Source organism: Parabacteroides sp. PH5-46, assembly GCF_029892785.1.
Taxonomy (GTDB): domain Bacteria; phylum Bacteroidota; class Bacteroidia; order Bacteroidales; family Tannerellaceae; genus DFXE01.
In genome coordinates this window covers 198,065-214,449 of sequence record NZ_JARXXA010000001.1, presented here as the reverse complement: position 1 = coordinate 214,449, position 16,385 = coordinate 198,065, and the positions used below count along the sequence as shown (strand labels likewise).

Genomic DNA, 16,385 nt, shown 5'->3' with positions numbered 1-16,385 from the left:
AAAGCTAAATCGATTCATTGTCTCTTCTGATTTCGGAGCAAAAGTAACACTTTTCTTTAAAACGCAACTATAAAGTGATATTTTTTTTCAAATACACCAAAATAAATTACACTACCCGCTGATTCGGTTGCAACGTAAGCATACTTTCAGGTACAGATGCTTTGATAGATTTTACCAATATTTCAGAGACGGAGTAGCGAATAAAGTCCTTCCTTGTTACCAACACGATTTCGCGCGTAGGTTTAGGAATTGCAAACGGGCGCACAAGTTCCTTTTGCTTCTCGCAAAACTGATAAACGGACAATTCCGGAATAAAAGTAATGCCATTTCCACTTTCCACCATCCGCATAAATGTCTCCATACTTCCTAAACGATAAGTTCCCTGATGCAATTTTACTTTTTCCATCTGGCAAAATCTCATCAGCTGGTCGCGGAAACAATGTCCCTCGTCTAATAACCATAATCGTTCGCCGCTGATATCTGAAGAACGGATCAATTCATTCTTGAAGATAGGTTCGTTTTTTGCCACATAACCCAGAAACTGTTCATAGTACAATACATCCCCCTGAAGCTCCGGCTCTATAGGTTGCGAAGCAATAATAGCCGCATCAATCTCGCCCTTCATCAAGGCAGCAAGAGTAGGCGTTGTCTTCATTTCCAAGACGTTAATATCCAAGTCCTTGTGTTTTTCAGAGAGCTGATGAAAAAAGCGCGGAACCAGATAAGGAGCAATCGTAGGCAAGATAGCCAGCCGGAAGATCCCTTTTACGGAATTCTCCTCCTCGTTTACAATGTCTTTGATCAGAGAAGCTTGATAAACAACCTTACGCGCCTGTTCTATCACCTTGATCCCGGCAGGAGTTGGTTTGACAGGTTGCACATTCCTGTCGAAAAGCTTAATCCCCAGCTCATCCTCCAGTTTTTGGATCATCATACTTAATGTAGGTTGCGTTACCCTGCAATGTTCGGCTGCCTTGGCAAAATGGCGATAGGTATCTACGGCCAACACATATTCCAACTGTTGTATAGTCATAAATTATTCCATTTTCTAATATGTAAATTAACGAATTATATTCCATTCCCCGAAATTAAGACATAAAAAAGGCAAAAATATTTTGATATATAAAATAAAGCGCTACCTTTGCACCGCGAAATAACGCAGACGGGGTGTAGCGCAGTCCGGTTAGCGCACCTGCTTTGGGAGCAGGGGGTCCCAGGTTCGAATCCTGGTACCCCGACAAACGAAAGTCAGATGGTTAAATAACTTATCTGGCTTTTTTGTTTGGTGGAAAGTCTGCTATTTGAACAATAACTATATTTTTTACGATATTACTATGAGAGTTTATCAAAGATAATGACTAATTTCGTATTTTATCTAACATTATATGCATGAATCATATAGCTGCCATAGACAAGTCTATTAAGGAGAAACTTACTCATAGAGAAATTGTCAGAAAAGTATACTTAACGTATCCCACAAAAGCTTTCATAGAAAGAGAGGAACAACAGTACGAAATATTCAATGAGATTAGCTCTCATTTCTCTATCCCCATAAACCACATACAGGTATGTGGATCTTCGAAAATGGGTAGAAGTTTCCATAAGGACAGTCAATTCACTCCTAAGTCTTCTGATTTAGATATAGCCATCATTGACACTGCTCTATTTTTAAAATATTCTGAAATTATATTTAATGCAACAAATGGATTTAATGATTGTACTAAATTTACAGGTAAAAAAGGTGAGAATAATTTTTTAAATTATTCCAGCTATATAGCAAAAGGTATTTTTAGACCTGATTATATGGCAAGTTGCAAGGAAAGAGCCGAATGGTTTAACTTTTTCAACCAGTTATCTTTGAAGTATAAAGATTATTTCAAATCAATTAATGCAGGAATATATCTTTCTCAAGTCTATTTTGAGCATAAACAGTCTAGTAATATTAGGTATTATATAAAATCAAAAATTTAACAATATGGTCGATTACAGAGTTCGTTCAATTTCTTTATTAGACTTGGTTAATGATATTAGAAGCGGAAAACTTATTCCAAATGCTTATTTCCAGAGAAATTTGGTTTGGAGAGATGTTCATAATAAAGATTTTATTAAAACCATTTTATTAGGCTTCCCATTCCCTCAAATATTTATTTCAAAAGGAAAGGTTAATATTTCTACAATGACAACTGTTTCATGCATAGTAGACGGTCAACAAAGAACAAATGCAATAGCTAAATATATTGATAATCAATTTGAAGTTGATGGAAAATATTTTGAAGATTTAAATGAAATAGAAAAAACCAATTTTCTTAAATATGAAATCGCGGTTATAGAATTAGATTTAAATAATGATGACCCTAAGGTACAAGATATTTTTCAAAGAATAAATAGAACATCTAATTCCCTGTCGTCTATAGAAAAAATGGCTTCCGAATACTCCACATCTGAGTATATGTTAGTAGCTAAGCTACTATGCGATCAAATAAATATAAACGTACAAGAAGCTAATGAAAATTTCAAAGAAGATCCTAATATACCTAGAGAATTTTACGAATGGGCCAATACAGTAAAAATCAAAAAATGTCAATCTTTATTTACAGGGAAAAATGTGTTTACTGCTAGAGAAATATCCCGAAAAGTCCACTTACAACACACCTTAAATATTATGTCAACAATTCTTTCTGGTTTTTTTAATCGAAACGATAAAACCTCAGATCTTTTAAATGACTACTTTTATGATTTTGACAAAAAAAATGAAATAATTCGTCTGTTTGAACAAGTATCTTCCATTTTTTTAGATTTTAAATTTAATCCAAAGTCATTTTGGCACTCAAAATCTAATTTTTTCTCATTATTCATTGTCATATGTAATAATATGAGCTATATAAAAGACAATTTTGAAGAAGTGAGATCTAATCTTATCAATTTTGAGAGTAATGCTCCAGAAGAGTATCGGTTAGCTGCTGCTGAAGCGGTAAACAACAAAAAAGAACGACAACTTAGGAATGATATGATTTTAGGAGCAATTGGCCTAAATTTATTTTAATCAAATATTCGATAATTTTAGATTATAAATGTGTGACTTCTATGCAGTTATTTTAAATAAAAACGAAAATATTTCTGCTCATTACAAAGCAAGTGCCAAATGAGCCGGACAGCAAAAGAAATTGAGCTGTGTAGCAAATTGGTTATTTGATTTATTCGTTATATTTGCTTTTAGATATTAAAGTAAATCACCAATGAAAGAAAAAAAGAGTAAGACGACTGTTAATCAGTTGGTAAACCACAAGGTATCTGGGAATAGTATTTTGAAGATAGACCGAAGGAGGGCTTTGAAGTATATGGCTTTCCTTCCGGCTTTTGCGTATGGTTGTACGTCGGGTAGTAAGAGCGGTACTAATAAGGGCGAAGAGAAAGAGCTTGCCGATGGGGCTTCTGCTTCCGGAAATTCGATCGTTTATATGACGAAGGCTATTACGCCTGCCGGACTTATGGCTGTTTATGAGAAATTAGGCAGACCAGCTAGCGGAAAAACGGCTATCAAACTGCATATGGGAGAGCCTGGCAATACAAACTTCTTGTCGCCGGACTTAGTGCGTGACCTTGTGTTGGCCGTAAATGGAACGCTTGTAGACTCTAATACCTATTATGGCGGACGTCGCACAACAAATGAAGACCATTTGGAATCGGCTCGCGAACACGGATTTACATTTGCTCCGATAGATATCCTCGATGCCGAGGGCGAAGTACGTGTACCCGTTCATGGTGGCAACCGTCTGAAAGAAGCCATTATCGGCTCACATTACAGAAATTATGACTTTATCATTTCCGTAGCTCATTTCAAAGGGCATGAAATGGCTGGATTCGGCGGTTCTTTCAAGAATATGGCTGTCGGCATGGCCTCTGTAAAAGGAAAAGAGGCTATACATGGCGAACCGGGTAACCCCTGGGGATCAACAACAGAGGCCTTTCTTGAAAAAGTAGCCGAGTATAACAAAGCCATGATTGACGAAATGGGAGACAAAATAATCTATATCAATATTCTGAATAAGCTATCTGTTGATTGCGATTGCAACGCCAATGCCGAACCTCCACAAATGGACGATATAGGTATCCTTGCTTCTCTCGACCCGGTAGCTCTTGACAGAGCAAGTGTTGATATGGTCTATGCCGCCCCTAAGAATGAGCATCTGGTAGAACGTATCGAGTCAAGAAACGGTACCCACCTGATCAATTATGCCGAAAAAATCGGCCTTGGTTCGCAGCAATATAAACTGATAGAGGTATAACCTTATTTTTTCAGAAATATTAGTATAACATTATAATGATTAGTTGAAAAATATACTTATATTTGTGGAGACAAGAATATCGTAAATCTTTTAATACCGAAGAGTTATGAGAAAGTTGAAAATAGATCTCCCCAACCGTTCTTTTGATGGTAAAATCATCAAAGTAGGGACTTCTCTGGGGATTATTATCCCGAATCATGCAACCAAAGCTTTACACCTTAGTAACGGAACAGCTGTAGATATATCTATTGGCGACAATAACATCCTGACCATCAAAAAAACCGAAGGTGTTAGAGACGGATGGGATAAGCTGTTTTCGCAATATGCCAACGAAGGAAAGGAAGGACTGATCCTGCCGGATTTCCTCGACACGGAAATAGCATAAGGTTTATCAATCTCTGCTATCTATGGAAACACACACCGGAAACTCTACCTTTATATGTAAGCAGTATGAGATTGTGATGATCAATCTTGATCCACTGGAAGCGGAAGGTGAGATCAGAAACAAACAAATATGCCTGTTACTCTCTCCGGATGAGATGAATAAGCATCTGGATTACGTAGAAGTCGTACCCCTTACTCCCGAACATAAACACATTCCTACACGCGTAAAACTATCCCCTACCAAGAAGTCTTCTATTACTCAGCCCATGTATGTAGTATTGGATCAGAAAAAAACAATCCTGTCTAAAAGGGTGATATGCAAAATCGGAGATATTACGGAAAAAGAAAAAGAAGCTATCTTCAATACACTTGTTGAGATGTACAGGTATTAATATCCCCTCTTCTCTCTTTATTTTAGCAACTCTTCCATGTCGTTTCGATTGAGCAGGGAGAGCGGATTGTTGGAATTGATGAATGTTTCCGACAAGGCGGCTTTAGATTCTTGTAGGCGGATGATTTTCTCTTCTATGGTTTCACTGGAAACGAAGCGGTAAGCTATCACGGGTTTGTCTTGTCCGATACGATGGGCTCTGCTCAGGGCTTGCATTTCGGCAGCGGGATTCCACCAAGGGTCGATGATAAAGACATAGTCGGCAGCCGTCAGGTTCAGTCCGGTTGATCCGGCTTTCAGGGAAATAAAGAAGCAGTTAATGTCTTTGTTTTCAGTGAAACGTTTGATCTCTTCTTCTCTTTTGGTTGTTTCACCGGTCAGCATGGCATAAGGCCAACCTTCTTCGTTGAATTTTTCAGCCAGGAGGTTCAGATGCCTCACATACGAAGAGAAGATTAATACCTTATGATGGCTTGCTTTCAGGTTCTCAAACGACATTATAACCTGTTCAAACTTACCCGAACTCTCTTCATAATCAGGGATAACCAGACGGGGATGGCAGGACAGCTGCCGGAGCTTGTTCAATCCCTCCAGGGCTACCAGGTTATTCTTTGGCAACTCTGGATGCTCCCAGGCTTCAAGTAGCATATTTCGTATCCGGTTTTTTTCATTCTCATATGCCTTTTGCTGAGCATCGGTCATATCACAGTAAACAACCTCTTGTAACAAAGGAGGCAGTTCAGGTGTTACCTCTTCTTTTGTACGCCTGAGCAGGAAAGGCTGTATGATCTTCTTAAGCCTGTCTTCCTGTCCCGTATTCTTCTCTTTCACTATCTTATGCACAAAGTCTTTTTTAAAGGAAGACAGGCTTCCTAAGAGGCCTTCGTTGATAAAGTTGAATTGTGCCCACAGGTCTTCCAGCGAATTTTCAATAGGTGTACCTGTCAATACCAGCTTATGCTCGGAAACGAGTTGCTTGACCGACTGATATACCAGCGAATCGGTATTCTTTATATACTGACTTTCGTCGAGAATGACCATCTGAAAAGCATAGTTACGCAAATACTCAATATCATTCCGCATAATACCATAAGAGGTAATGATTACCTGATAGTTGTCGAACATACCAGTTTGATCTTTGGTACGTTGCCGATCGTAACCGGCATATACCCATACATTCAGCTCAGGAGCAAAGCGTTTCAGTTCATTTTTCCAGTTATGTAATAAGGAGGTAGGAGCAACAATCAAGACGGGAGGAAGAACCGAAACGCTTGATTCAAACAGAGACAGTTGCCCATCACTTCTAACGGCTTGGCTTTGCTCTGATTTCCCGTATATATACTTCAGAAGAGTTATCGTTTGTAAGGTTTTTCCCAGTCCCATATCATCTGCCAGGCAACCTCCATAACCATGTTCATACAAATGTGCCAACCAATAAAAGCCATCCTTCTGGTAAGAGCGTAACTCTACGGCAGGCTGTTCGGGCAGTGGCGGATGAACAATAGGCACCTTCAGAAAACTGTTAATCTCATCCAGTTTGGCACGGCTTACCTGACCGGCTAAGGCATGTCCCAGTACAGGTGTATGGATCTTCTCTACCCGGAGTACGGCATTCTCTTCTTTTCCGAAACGGAACAATTCCTGGTAGCGTTCAAACCATTCATCGGGCAATATCGCTATTGTCTTATCCGGCAGCAGAAACTCCTTACTACCCTTTAATATTTGCTTCCTGAAACGGCTGAAAGGGATCTTATGCTCTCCTATTATCACCTCTATATTTACCTCAAACCAGTCTATTTTATTATCTACGTCCGACTGTATGTAAAGCTCGCCCGTGAAGAAGTTTTGTCCCAGGATTTGTCCCAAGATAAAGTTTTGATTTAAAACCTTTTCCTTTTTATTCAGCCATTCGATCAAACTATACTGATTTTGTGTATCTCCGGTATAATAATGGTTTATTCCCTTGGCTTGCAGACCTTCTTGTTTCAGTATATTTATCATCTGATTTTCCCAAGCCAAGTCTCTCTCATACCAACAGATAGCGGGGCTACTTCCCTCCCCTTCCAGCCAGATAATTTTCTTTTTCCGATTGTCGGGATAGATCTTTAAGCTTTCATACAGGAAGGACAAAACTAACACATATTCCTGATTCAGGTCTTCTTCCAGGGATAGATAAGCTTGCTTGGAGGGCTTGATTTCTTTTACCGGTATTCCTTGAATTTTCACTTTAAACTCTTGCATCGTTTTCAGTACAAAATTCTTCAGATACACCTCTTCCGAAGCAGGTGGCACCAGTACAAAGTCTTTCGTAAAAAAGGGAATTAGTTTTTTTGAATCGATATTCTCTACACAATAAATCTTGCTACCTATCAAGACTGTAGCCGGTTTGTGAGAGATAATAATGGCAGGTTTTGTTTGTAAAGATATCTCTTGCCCGTCGACCGTCAGGGAAATGAAATAGCGGAAACTATTCTCATCCTTCACAAAGTTGAACAAACATTCGGCCGGCATCGGAAGGATATGTATCCGATGCCAGTCGTATAAGATGTTACTTGATAATTTTTCGCGGAAAAAGACCGGCAAGTCGGTTTGCTTGGCCAGTTCTACTATCTTGCGGTTTCCAAGCTCTATTCTTGGGCGGATATATTTTTCATACATCTCTTCTGTAACTTCCTTCTCAAACTCCCGCAAGGATTTCTTTTTCGAGAAAGTCTTCATCAGTGCTTTATCCGACATCTCGTCGGCTCGCCTGATAATCTGAACGATTGCAGCAGGTGCTCCCCTCTCCTCTTCTTGCTTGGCAACGGGTGTACCTAATATCTGCACACTGCCGCTTTCATTCAACCGGGCTGAATGAATATTTAGTTTCCAACCAAAAATCCGATGCTCAGAAAGCACCAATATCAGCCGTTCGTCTTCCATTTACTACACGTTCATTTCCTTGCAAAAATAGTAAAAGTTGCACAATTAATGAACCATATACAGCCCCTTATTTTGCTTTAAAGAGCCAGCGGGTACCTACTAGAAAGGTATGCGTATCATTATCACTCAGGTTGCTAAACATACCTTTATAATCGGTATGGCTATACATATAGGCCAAGTGAAACCGTAAATCTTTCACATATTTGTTGGTAAAAGGATAATATTCAAGCACTGCCTGAATGCCGGTACTTTCATAGGCTGTTTTACTGAAATCCTTGTCGTAGCGCTGATCCCAGGTTCCTTTGACAAACGGTTTCCACTTACCAAAATCATACTTCAGATTGACAGACAGGGATTGGTCTTTTACATACCTCAGGCCAAGCGAATCATTGTCTACCATGTAGCCGTAATCCATGTTGCGATACCCGTAATAATAGTCGAACTCTGTAGTAAACTTATCTACGTTTATCTGAGTACCTAAGGTAATCCAGTTATAGAACTTACTTTTCGTATGTTGGAAAGCGCCATACCCCCAACGGGTCTTCAATATGTTGTCAAACAGACTTCCTTCCCACAGGGTAGCAAAAGCCAGGGCTTTTTTCTTATATTCATCACTTGCAAATTGCGTAGCATCTGAGTTTACAACCTGGAGATGCAAGGTCTGTCCGGCAAATTTATAGGCAACATCCACTCCGGTCTTATACGCATCCAAGTCATTGAATGTCATCGTCCCCAGGTAGATATCTGCGGGATTGTAGTCATATTCAAATGTACCGAACTGTACGGATTGTTTACCAATTGTAAACGTCCAGTGCTTCCCGGCATCCAAGGCAATCCAGGCTTGGTCTGTAGCTGCAGAATATCCTTCACGCAAGGGTGTTTGTGGTTTATTCAGGCGATGACGGACCCGGTAACGGATACCCGGAACAATCTCTCCCACCAACCAAACCTTGATGGTTTGTCCCTGAAAGGACAGATCATCCAGATCGCCACCATTCAGTGTGCCTTGAAAATCCACACGCGTATCAATCATGATATTCAGCATCTTATCATCCCAAAGCAAGCGCTCCAGAATGTTTTCACTCTCCCGGTGTTGAGCATACGATTGCAGGGTAGTTGCCACAAGGGCAACTACCAATAAACAAATCTTTTTCATATCTGCTTACTTAATATTCAGTGAACATCCGTTGGATTTCCTTATAGTCGTTGGTTTTTGTCAATGCCAGCATCAACAAAACACGTGAGCGATACGGATTAATGTACCAGGAGGCAACAAAGCTCAGCGCGTCATCATCTACTTCGTCCCATTGAGCGGTAGGCCCTGTCATAATGCGTGACGAACGTACTACGGCAACACCATTCTTACGGGCTTTTGCCAGCTCGTTCTGCATCACAGTTGTCAGGTTACCATTCCCTACCCCGGCTGTAACAATACCTTTAGCACCGGCTTTTACAGCGGCATCTACAAACAAAGCTGTTGCATTGGAATAGCTCAGAACAATCTCTACGCGAGGCAATTCGTTCAGGTTTGTAATATCAAATTCAGACTTGGTAGTGTGTCGTTTCACCGATTCACGCGTATAGATAGGCTTTCCATTATAAACGATGCCTAATGGGCCGTAATTCGGGTTCATAAAGGTCCCTACGCTCAGGGTATTGGTCTTGGCCAGGTCGTCGGCACCCAGTATCTTATCATCCATCACTACCATAACGCCCTTACCTATTGATTCTTTGGCTATTGCACAAGCCACTGCATTATAGATATTACGGGGTCCGTCGGCGCTTATGGCCGTAGAAGGACGCATCGAGCCTACCAGTACAACCGGTTTCTCACTCTTAACTACCAAGTTCAGGAAATAAGCAGTTTCCTCCTGAGTATCTGTTCCGTGGGTGATCACTATAGCATCCACATTTGGCTGACTCAGCAATTCGTTTACCCGTTTTCCCAGCTTTAGCCAGACCTCATTGTTCATGTCCTGGCTACCGATTTGTGCTACCTGTTCTCCTTTTACATTGGCTATATCCATGATTTGCGGCACAGCAGACAGCATCTGATCTACCGAGATCGCACCTGCCTTATATCCGGACGTTACTTCCGAGGCTCCCTGTCCGGCGATTGTTCCGCCAGTAGCCAAAATATAGATGTTCGGTTTAGTCTGTGCCTGAACAGTCAATGACAGGCTTACAGCCACAATCATCAGGCTTATTATTCGTTTTAAATTAATTGTTTTCATATTATCGTTTTATTAAATGTTATTATCCTATTATTTATCACTCATTATACAATGATTATCTATTGATTATTGAATGATTATTTTTTGTTAGCTTCGTCCCAGGCTTCAACATACTCTAACATCGTATCTATCAGCTCTTCGCCAATTCGTTTGTATGCTTCATCGTCCAGGTTTGCCAATGAAACTCTTACCGACCATTTCGGTCCGGCAAAGCCTCCTCCGTTCAACAATACGATGGATGATTTTTCAGCCAAACGGAACACGATATCTACCGGTTCAAAGTTCTTTTCCAGAAAATCAACAAAGGCTTTTCCATGCATTTTTAAAGCCCATTCGCGCACATCAAACTCCAGATAATAAGCTGCCCGTTCAGAATCCGGCAGTGTCTCTATTTTCATTCCTTCCCAAAAGAGGTCATACCGATGATGAAGCCTCTGGATGCTTAACTGTTTATACTTATTTTCTTTGTCTAAAAGGGCAAAGCTGGCAAACAAAAGCATCTGCATCTGCTGAGGCAATGAAAGGCCAGCAGTATGGTTCAGGGCTACCTGGCGGCTATCGGCTACCAAGCGGTCGATAAACTTCAGCTTTTCCGGATAGATCGTCAGGCTTTCATACAACTTTTTCAAACGTTCCTTTTCCTTTTCCGGTATGGCCGACAGCATATCGTCGTACACATTGTCTTCATACAGAGCAATAACTCCCAGTCTCCAGCCGGTAGCTCCAAAGTATTTAGAGAAAGAATAAACGCACAAGGTATTCCGTGGCAACTCATTCATCAATGAGTTAAAGCCTTCTACAAAAGTGCCATATACGTCATCTGTCAATATCATCAGGTTGGGATTCAGGTTCTTTACTACCTTTACGATATACTTGCGGGATTCATCGCTGATCTCCACTGAAGTAGGATTACTCGGATTGATAATAAAGAATGCCTTGATCGCTTTGTCGCCCAGTTTATCCAGCTCTACATCCGGATACTGGAAGGTCGAATTTCCATTTTCATCCTTAGCAGAACCTTGTATATACGTTACTTTAAACTGGTAGCGTTCCAACTGAGGGATCTCCAGGTAAGGCGTAAAGGCAGGAACACCCAAGGCGATACGGTCTCCCTTCTTCAATAAACGATTCTCTATCAGCGAGTCGAAGATATAACACATAGCAGCTGTACCTCCTTCTACGGCGAACAGGTCGAACCGTCCATTCCGAACCGGTTTATTTCCGCACATTTCCTGTATCAGGTAATCATGAACAATTACTTCCGTATGCTTCAGCATGCGTACCGGACTGGGGTATTGGTCACCAATAATACCTTCAGCCAGCTCCATCACCCATTCATCCGGAACAAAGTTATGTGTATTGATACCATATTCATACATATTTTTCAATAATTCAACACCCGGCATATTGGCTTTCCTTTGTAGGAAAGATTCAAAGCGCTTGGCGATACCATCCTTTTGAGGTATACCCGCCATACCGACTGCATTGTCATAGGATCGGCGACATTCTTCCAGCCCAAAATAGCCCAAGGTAAAGAAAGCCTCGCGAGGCGTTGTAGCTGTCCAGTTCGGATTACCTCTTCCGGCATTCAACATTGTGCCGGCCATTTGCTTTTGCTCATCCGACGCCAATTTAATCAGATTGTCTTTCAGTTCGAAAGGACTCAATTGTTGTAATAGTTGTTCCCTCTTACGTGAGGTTTTCAGTTTTGATAATGCATCCATACTATTTTGTTTTTATACTGTTTTACACTGTTTTATTCTAATCAACTCATTAATAATACGATTACAACACCCCATATGATGAGCAGAGTATTCCCTATGGCATAAGTGGTGGTATAAGAAAGAGACGGAACCTTACTGTCAATAGCCTCTGTAATAGCTCCTAAGGCAGCGGTAGTGGTACGTGCTCCGGCACAAGCTCCTAAAGTAATAGCCGATGGGAATTTAAAGACATACTTACCCAATAGAAGCCCGATAAACATTGGCACAAGACTGACAAAGATACCGGCAATAAACAGACTGACACCCGATGCCTTCAGACCGGCAATAAAATCCGGACCAGCCGTGATTCCCACTACTGCAATAAAGATATTCAGCCCCATATTATTCATCAGCCAGACAGCCGGTTCGGGAATTGCCCCGAAGGTAGGACGTAAAGAGCGTAGCCAACCGAAAATGATACCCAGAATCAGTACTCCCCCACTGGCGCTCAGGCTCAAAGGCACATTACCGATACGTAGCGTTAGTGTTCCCAACATACCACCAATAAAGATACCCAAGCCTACATACAGCAGGTCTGTTGCATTGGTCGGACGTTCGGCATATCCCAGGAATTTGGCAAAGCGGTCTACATCCGTCTTGCGGCCTTCTATCTCTACAACATCGCCACGCATCAACTTCACACTTTTCAGCAAAGGCACTTCTGCCCGCCCTCTGTGAATCTTACGGATAATAACCCCGTGGCGGTCTTTGCATTTCCGTAAACTGCCAAGGCTCAACCCTTCTACCGATTTGTTACTTACGATTACACGCAGCGCTTCGGCTCTGAAATCCAGCAACTCCAGATCGGCAACTTCCGTTCCTATAAAGTCCTCGTCTTGCAGTAAGGCATCCAGCGGTCCGTTCAATACAATCCGGTCGCCTTTATGGATCAGGTCTAGTAAGACTGGTTCCTGAATGATCGTATTGTCAGCCTTTCTGATGCGTTCCACATATACCGGCCAGCCCTTTTGGAGCAACATTTGCTCTAGTTCTTCAACCGATTTTGGCTTATCAAAGAAGCTGTTATTCACCTCTATTACCCGGAAGGTAGTACCATCATAGGCATATTCAAGTGTCGGATCATTATCTACGATAGAACCTCCCAGAGAAGCTTCATATTCTTTCGTTTGTTTTTTGATGTCTCCACCCAGTATTTTCGGGCCTAATGAAGCCAGAAACCAAGCTGTACCAGCCGTTCCGAAGATGTATGTTACTGCATAAGCAACCGGTATCTGGTTGATCAACGTCTGCTTTTGTTGTTCATCAATCGAAAGTTGGTTGATCGTATCAGTAGCGACTCCGATAACAGCCGAAATCGTATTCGCACCAGCCAGTAAACCGGCAGCATTACCTATATCAAAACCGGCTATCCAGGCAGCAATCCAAGCCACCACCAAACAGGCTACACATACGATGACGGAAAACAATATCTGAGGCAATCCGTCCTTTTTCAAACCATGTATAAACTGAGGCCCTACGCTATATCCTACTGCAAATAAGAAGATCAGGAAAAAGGTAGATTTGACTGTTGGCGAGATTACTATATCCAACTGACCAACTAATACGCCCATCAATAAAACTCCGGTAACAGAGCCCAGACTGAATCCTTTAATTTTGATCTGTCCTATTGCAAAACCTAAAGCAAGAGTCAGGAAAATGGCAAGTTCAGGGGTGTTTTGTAATGTTTGGGTTATCCATTCCATAAATTGCAACTAATTTTTTCGTTTTCTATTGTTTATCAATACTACTTAAACAACACAACATCTATAAAGTTCACGTATCTACAGATAAAAATGCATATAAAACTGTGGAAATAAAAACATTATTTTCTCCGCTTTTTTGTAGACACCCGGGTCTATTTTTATTTAGAGGTACGTCTAAATGGATTTAGAGGTAGGTGTAAATTATTTTAGAGGTACGTGTAAATTGATTTAGACGTACCTCTAAATTATTTTTGGCAAAAAGCCTCCAAACAACCCGATAAGGGATGCTTCGGTTTTTGTTTTGATTATTTAATTTTCAAACAGATATCAGCAGGAAAGACGTAGAGATTATTGCTTTACCCAGATAGCCAGATTAGCGGCTGAAACCAAGAAGGTACCGTTGCCTTCTTCGTCTATCGTTACTTTTTCTTTGCGGTTGCCGGTAAATTCATACCAGACTTCGCCTTTGCGATGTTCGCCTACATGCATCGTTTTGCTGCCTTCTTTCCCATCAGAAACCAGCAATGCCAGTCCGGAGCCGGGATGCTCATCATCCCCCATACGTACAAAGCCAACAGTAGCCGGATGATCAAAGTAGACCTCCACCTCTCCATACGCATACTTGCGGCGGGCATCCAGCAGGATATCCAAGATCAGGCGGTGAGGCGACTTCTCTCCCTTAACTCCATAGTAATCACCATAAAAGATGCAAGGATAACCGCTTTTCATTAAAAGGATCAAGGCATATGCAATAGGTTTGAACCAGTCTTTTACTTGCGATTCGAGCGAGCTTCCCCGCTGCGAGTCATGGTTGTCTACAAAGGTTACAGCTAATGTAGGACGATTGATAACCAAGGCATTATCGAATAAATGACGCATATCATACTTCTCGCCCTCAACCGATGCCTGGTACATATTATAATGTAAAGGTACATCAAAGAGATTCAGCTTATTACCTACACTATCCAGGTAAGCATCCAGGGTTTCCAGATCGCCGTTCCAATACTCACCAACGGCATAGAAGCTATCGCCCCTCTCCTTGCGGACAACTTCCAGAAACTGCTTGATAAAACCGCTCCGCATGTGTTTGATAGCATCCAGACGCATGCCGTCGAGCTTCAGCTCTTCTGAGACCCAAAGTCCCCATTTGTTCAGTTCGGCAATCACTTCGGGATGATCCAGATCCAGGTCATTCCCTAACAGGTAATCATAATTGCCTTTTTCATCGTCCACATCATCATTCCAGTATTTATTCTCTCCCACTACGCGGAATATCCCACTACGGCGCTTTGCATCATCCCATTCTACACCGGAGAAATGATACCAATGCCATTTGAAGTCAGAATATTTATCTTTACGCCCCGGGAAAGTATATCCGGTCCAGGCCTGTATTTCATAGGGTTCGGAAAGCATTTTGTGGCGATCTTCCGGATCCACATCCTGTGCCATGAACTTTTCCGTATAATCACCTGCTACCTTGTGGTTCATAACAGTATCCAAGTAAACGGATATCTGATACTTATGCAGTTCATCAATCATGGATTTAAGCTCTTCTTTTGTCCCGTATTTGGTTCGGACCGTCCCTTTCTGCTCAAACTCACCCAGATCGAACAAGTCATACGTAGCATAGCCTTCATCCTGCTGTTCATCAGCCTTATAAGCCGGAGGAATCCAAACAGCCGTTACCCCAATCTCATGCAAATGCTTTGCATCCTGTTTCAGCTTATTCCAAAGCTGCCCGTCGTTCGGCAGATTCCACTCGAAATACTGCATCATAACCCCATTTTCCATACTTCCTTTTTTAACGATGAACGTTTAACGATGAATGATGAATCACCTGATAAGTAACAAAGATAAACAAGCTTTGGTTTAAAGGGTAATCGGTTATAGGACGTTGGGAAATAATTAGGAAATACTTTGCAAAACGCAAAGTATTTCCTAATTTTGCATAATCATTTACCTGAACTATGAAGATATTAAGTAAAGATTTGATCGATGAATTCATCACAGATCATGCTGATGCTAAGAGTGCCTTGCAGCGCTGGGTCGATATTGTAGAAGATGCGGAATGGCATTCGCATGCAGACTTGAAAAGTTATTTTCCGTCTGCAGATTATGTTGGAAATGAGCGATATGTTTTCAACATTAAAGGAAATAAGTACAGAATGGTTGTTGTGGTAATCTTTGTAGCAGGTGTGATAATTATTCGTTTTTTAGGAACTCATGCAGCTTACGATAGAATAAAAAGTAAAACTATTTAAAGGGTAAAACAATGATGGGTAAACAATTTGAAAACATAACAGAAATAAAGAGCCGTGACTTGTATAATAAGGTCAAAGCATATGTAAATACCCTTATTGATGAAGCAACGGCTAATGGAGCATTAACTACTCAAGGAGCAGATAATGATTACACACACGAAATAGGTCACTTAGGCGCCTTGTGCGCCGATTATGAGAACCATTATATCACATATAAAAACATAAAAGTAAAATCTCCCCTGCTTATCTCCATAGAAAACGAAATGGAGAAAAGATCGATTAATCAACGACAAGCCGCTGAATTGCTGGATGTAAAAGAATCCACCTTCAGTCAAATCATGACCGGCCAACGCTCGGTTTCCATGAAAATGGCCAAAAAACTTTATAAAATATTCAATATAGACTCCAACCTTATTTTAGAATATTCATAATTTTCTTTTT

Annotated in this window: 14 protein-coding genes and 1 tRNA gene; 8 read left to right on the top strand and 7 right to left on the bottom strand. The window is 41.0% G+C overall.

All coding sequences use genetic code 11. From position 1 onward, the window contains the following. Positions 1-106 precede the first annotated feature (106 nt). A complete protein-coding gene (locus tag M2470_RS00905; protein WP_280743187.1) occupies positions 107-1,033 on the bottom strand; it encodes a hydrogen peroxide-inducible genes activator in 927 nt (308 codons plus the stop codon). Positions 1,034-1,163: 130 nt separating this feature from the next. Between M2470_RS00905 and M2470_RS00900 the strand changes: the two genes are divergently transcribed. The 6 genes from M2470_RS00900 (at position 1,164) to M2470_RS00875 (ending at position 5,062) form a co-directional block, all read left to right on the top strand. Beyond that, positions 1,164-1,238: transfer RNA gene (locus M2470_RS00900), tRNA-Pro, on the top strand. A gap of 151 nt (positions 1,239-1,389) precedes the next feature. Next, the gene (locus M2470_RS00895) at positions 1,390-1,971 is read left to right on the top strand and encodes a hypothetical protein (RefSeq protein ID WP_280743188.1); all 582 of its coding nucleotides are present in this window, start codon (positions 1,390-1,392) and stop codon (positions 1,969-1,971) included. Positions 1,972-1,975: 4 nt separating this feature from the next. After that, on the top strand, positions 1,976-3,043 hold the full coding sequence (locus M2470_RS00890; protein WP_280743189.1) for a DUF262 domain-containing protein: 1,068 nt from the start codon (positions 1,976-1,978) through the stop codon (positions 3,041-3,043). 193 nt (positions 3,044-3,236) lie between these two features. Then, a complete protein-coding gene (locus tag M2470_RS00885; protein ID WP_280743190.1) occupies positions 3,237-4,286 on the top strand; it encodes a DUF362 domain-containing protein in 1,050 nt (349 codons plus the stop codon). Positions 4,287-4,392: 106 nt separating this feature from the next. Next, on the top strand, positions 4,393-4,671 hold the full coding sequence (locus M2470_RS00880) for a hypothetical protein (protein WP_280743191.1): 279 nt from the start codon (positions 4,393-4,395) through the stop codon (positions 4,669-4,671). 22 nt (positions 4,672-4,693) lie between these two features. Next, a complete protein-coding gene (locus tag M2470_RS00875; RefSeq protein ID WP_280743192.1) occupies positions 4,694-5,062 on the top strand; it encodes a type II toxin-antitoxin system PemK/MazF family toxin in 369 nt (122 codons plus the stop codon). A gap of 17 nt (positions 5,063-5,079) precedes the next feature. Here M2470_RS00875 and M2470_RS00870 read toward each other — a convergent pair whose 3' ends face one another. The 6 genes from M2470_RS00870 to M2470_RS00845 form a co-directional block, all read right to left on the bottom strand. Beyond that, the gene (locus M2470_RS00870; RefSeq protein WP_280743193.1) at positions 5,080-7,983 is read right to left on the bottom strand and encodes a DEAD/DEAH box helicase; all 2,904 of its coding nucleotides are present in this window, start codon (positions 7,981-7,983) and stop codon (positions 5,080-5,082) included. Between the two features lie 67 nt (positions 7,984-8,050). Further along, the gene (locus M2470_RS00865) at positions 8,051-9,139 is read right to left on the bottom strand and encodes a porin (RefSeq protein WP_280743194.1); all 1,089 of its coding nucleotides are present in this window, start codon (positions 9,137-9,139) and stop codon (positions 8,051-8,053) included. Between the two features lie 10 nt (positions 9,140-9,149). Further along, a complete protein-coding gene (locus M2470_RS00860; RefSeq protein ID WP_280743195.1) occupies positions 9,150-10,217 on the bottom strand; it encodes a type II asparaginase in 1,068 nt (355 codons plus the stop codon). Positions 10,218-10,294: 77 nt separating this feature from the next. Next, positions 10,295-11,941: an aspartate 4-decarboxylase gene (gene aspD / locus M2470_RS00855; protein WP_280743196.1), complete on the bottom strand. Its 1,647-nt coding sequence runs from the start codon at positions 11,939-11,941 to the stop codon at positions 10,295-10,297. 41 nt (positions 11,942-11,982) lie between these two features. Next, positions 11,983-13,683, bottom strand: coding sequence for an aspartate-alanine antiporter (gene aspT / locus M2470_RS00850; protein WP_280743197.1), 1,701 nt, complete (start codon positions 13,681-13,683; stop codon positions 11,983-11,985). A gap of 348 nt (positions 13,684-14,031) precedes the next feature. Further along, positions 14,032-15,474 (bottom strand): alpha-amylase, encoded by a 1,443-nt coding sequence (locus M2470_RS00845; RefSeq protein WP_280743198.1) that lies wholly within the window; start codon positions 15,472-15,474, stop codon positions 14,032-14,034. A gap of 176 nt (positions 15,475-15,650) precedes the next feature. Here M2470_RS00845 and M2470_RS00840 point away from each other — a divergent pair, with 176 nt between their 5' ends. Continuing rightward, the gene (locus M2470_RS00840; RefSeq protein ID WP_280743199.1) at positions 15,651-15,944 is read left to right on the top strand and encodes a type II toxin-antitoxin system HigB family toxin; all 294 of its coding nucleotides are present in this window, start codon (positions 15,651-15,653) and stop codon (positions 15,942-15,944) included. Between the two features lie 11 nt (positions 15,945-15,955). After that, the gene (locus M2470_RS00835) at positions 15,956-16,375 is read left to right on the top strand and encodes a helix-turn-helix domain-containing protein (protein WP_280743200.1); all 420 of its coding nucleotides are present in this window, start codon (positions 15,956-15,958) and stop codon (positions 16,373-16,375) included. The last annotated feature ends 10 nt before the right edge of the window (positions 16,376-16,385 follow it).

What these genes read in the sequence shown, in the direction of transcription:
- M2470_RS00905 (WP_280743187.1), bottom strand. Translation starts at nt 1,033, where the DNA reads ATGACTATACAACAGTTGGAATATGTGTTGGCCGTAGATACCTATCGC.
- M2470_RS00895 (WP_280743188.1), top strand. Translation starts at nt 1,390, where the DNA reads ATGAATCATATAGCTGCCATAGACAAGTCTATTAAGGAGAAACTTACT.
- M2470_RS00890 (WP_280743189.1), top strand. Translation starts at nt 1,976, where the DNA reads ATGGTCGATTACAGAGTTCGTTCAATTTCTTTATTAGACTTGGTTAAT.
- M2470_RS00885 (WP_280743190.1), top strand. Translation starts at nt 3,237, where the DNA reads ATGAAAGAAAAAAAGAGTAAGACGACTGTTAATCAGTTGGTAAACCAC.
- M2470_RS00880 (WP_280743191.1), top strand. Translation starts at nt 4,393, where the DNA reads ATGAGAAAGTTGAAAATAGATCTCCCCAACCGTTCTTTTGATGGTAAA.
- M2470_RS00875 (WP_280743192.1), top strand. Translation starts at nt 4,694, where the DNA reads ATGGAAACACACACCGGAAACTCTACCTTTATATGTAAGCAGTATGAG.
- M2470_RS00870 (WP_280743193.1), bottom strand. Translation starts at nt 7,983, where the DNA reads ATGGAAGACGAACGGCTGATATTGGTGCTTTCTGAGCATCGGATTTTT.
- M2470_RS00865 (WP_280743194.1), bottom strand. Translation starts at nt 9,139, where the DNA reads ATGAAAAAGATTTGTTTATTGGTAGTTGCCCTTGTGGCAACTACCCTG.
- M2470_RS00860 (WP_280743195.1), bottom strand. Translation starts at nt 10,217, where the DNA reads ATGAAAACAATTAATTTAAAACGAATAATAAGCCTGATGATTGTGGCT.
- aspD (WP_280743196.1), bottom strand. Translation starts at nt 11,941, where the DNA reads ATGGATGCATTATCAAAACTGAAAACCTCACGTAAGAGGGAACAACTA.
- aspT (WP_280743197.1), bottom strand. Translation starts at nt 13,683, where the DNA reads ATGGAATGGATAACCCAAACATTACAAAACACCCCTGAACTTGCCATT.
- M2470_RS00845 (WP_280743198.1), bottom strand. Translation starts at nt 15,474, where the DNA reads ATGGAAAATGGGGTTATGATGCAGTATTTCGAGTGGAATCTGCCGAAC.
- M2470_RS00840 (WP_280743199.1), top strand. Translation starts at nt 15,651, where the DNA reads ATGAAGATATTAAGTAAAGATTTGATCGATGAATTCATCACAGATCAT.
- M2470_RS00835 (WP_280743200.1), top strand. Translation starts at nt 15,956, where the DNA reads ATGATGGGTAAACAATTTGAAAACATAACAGAAATAAAGAGCCGTGAC.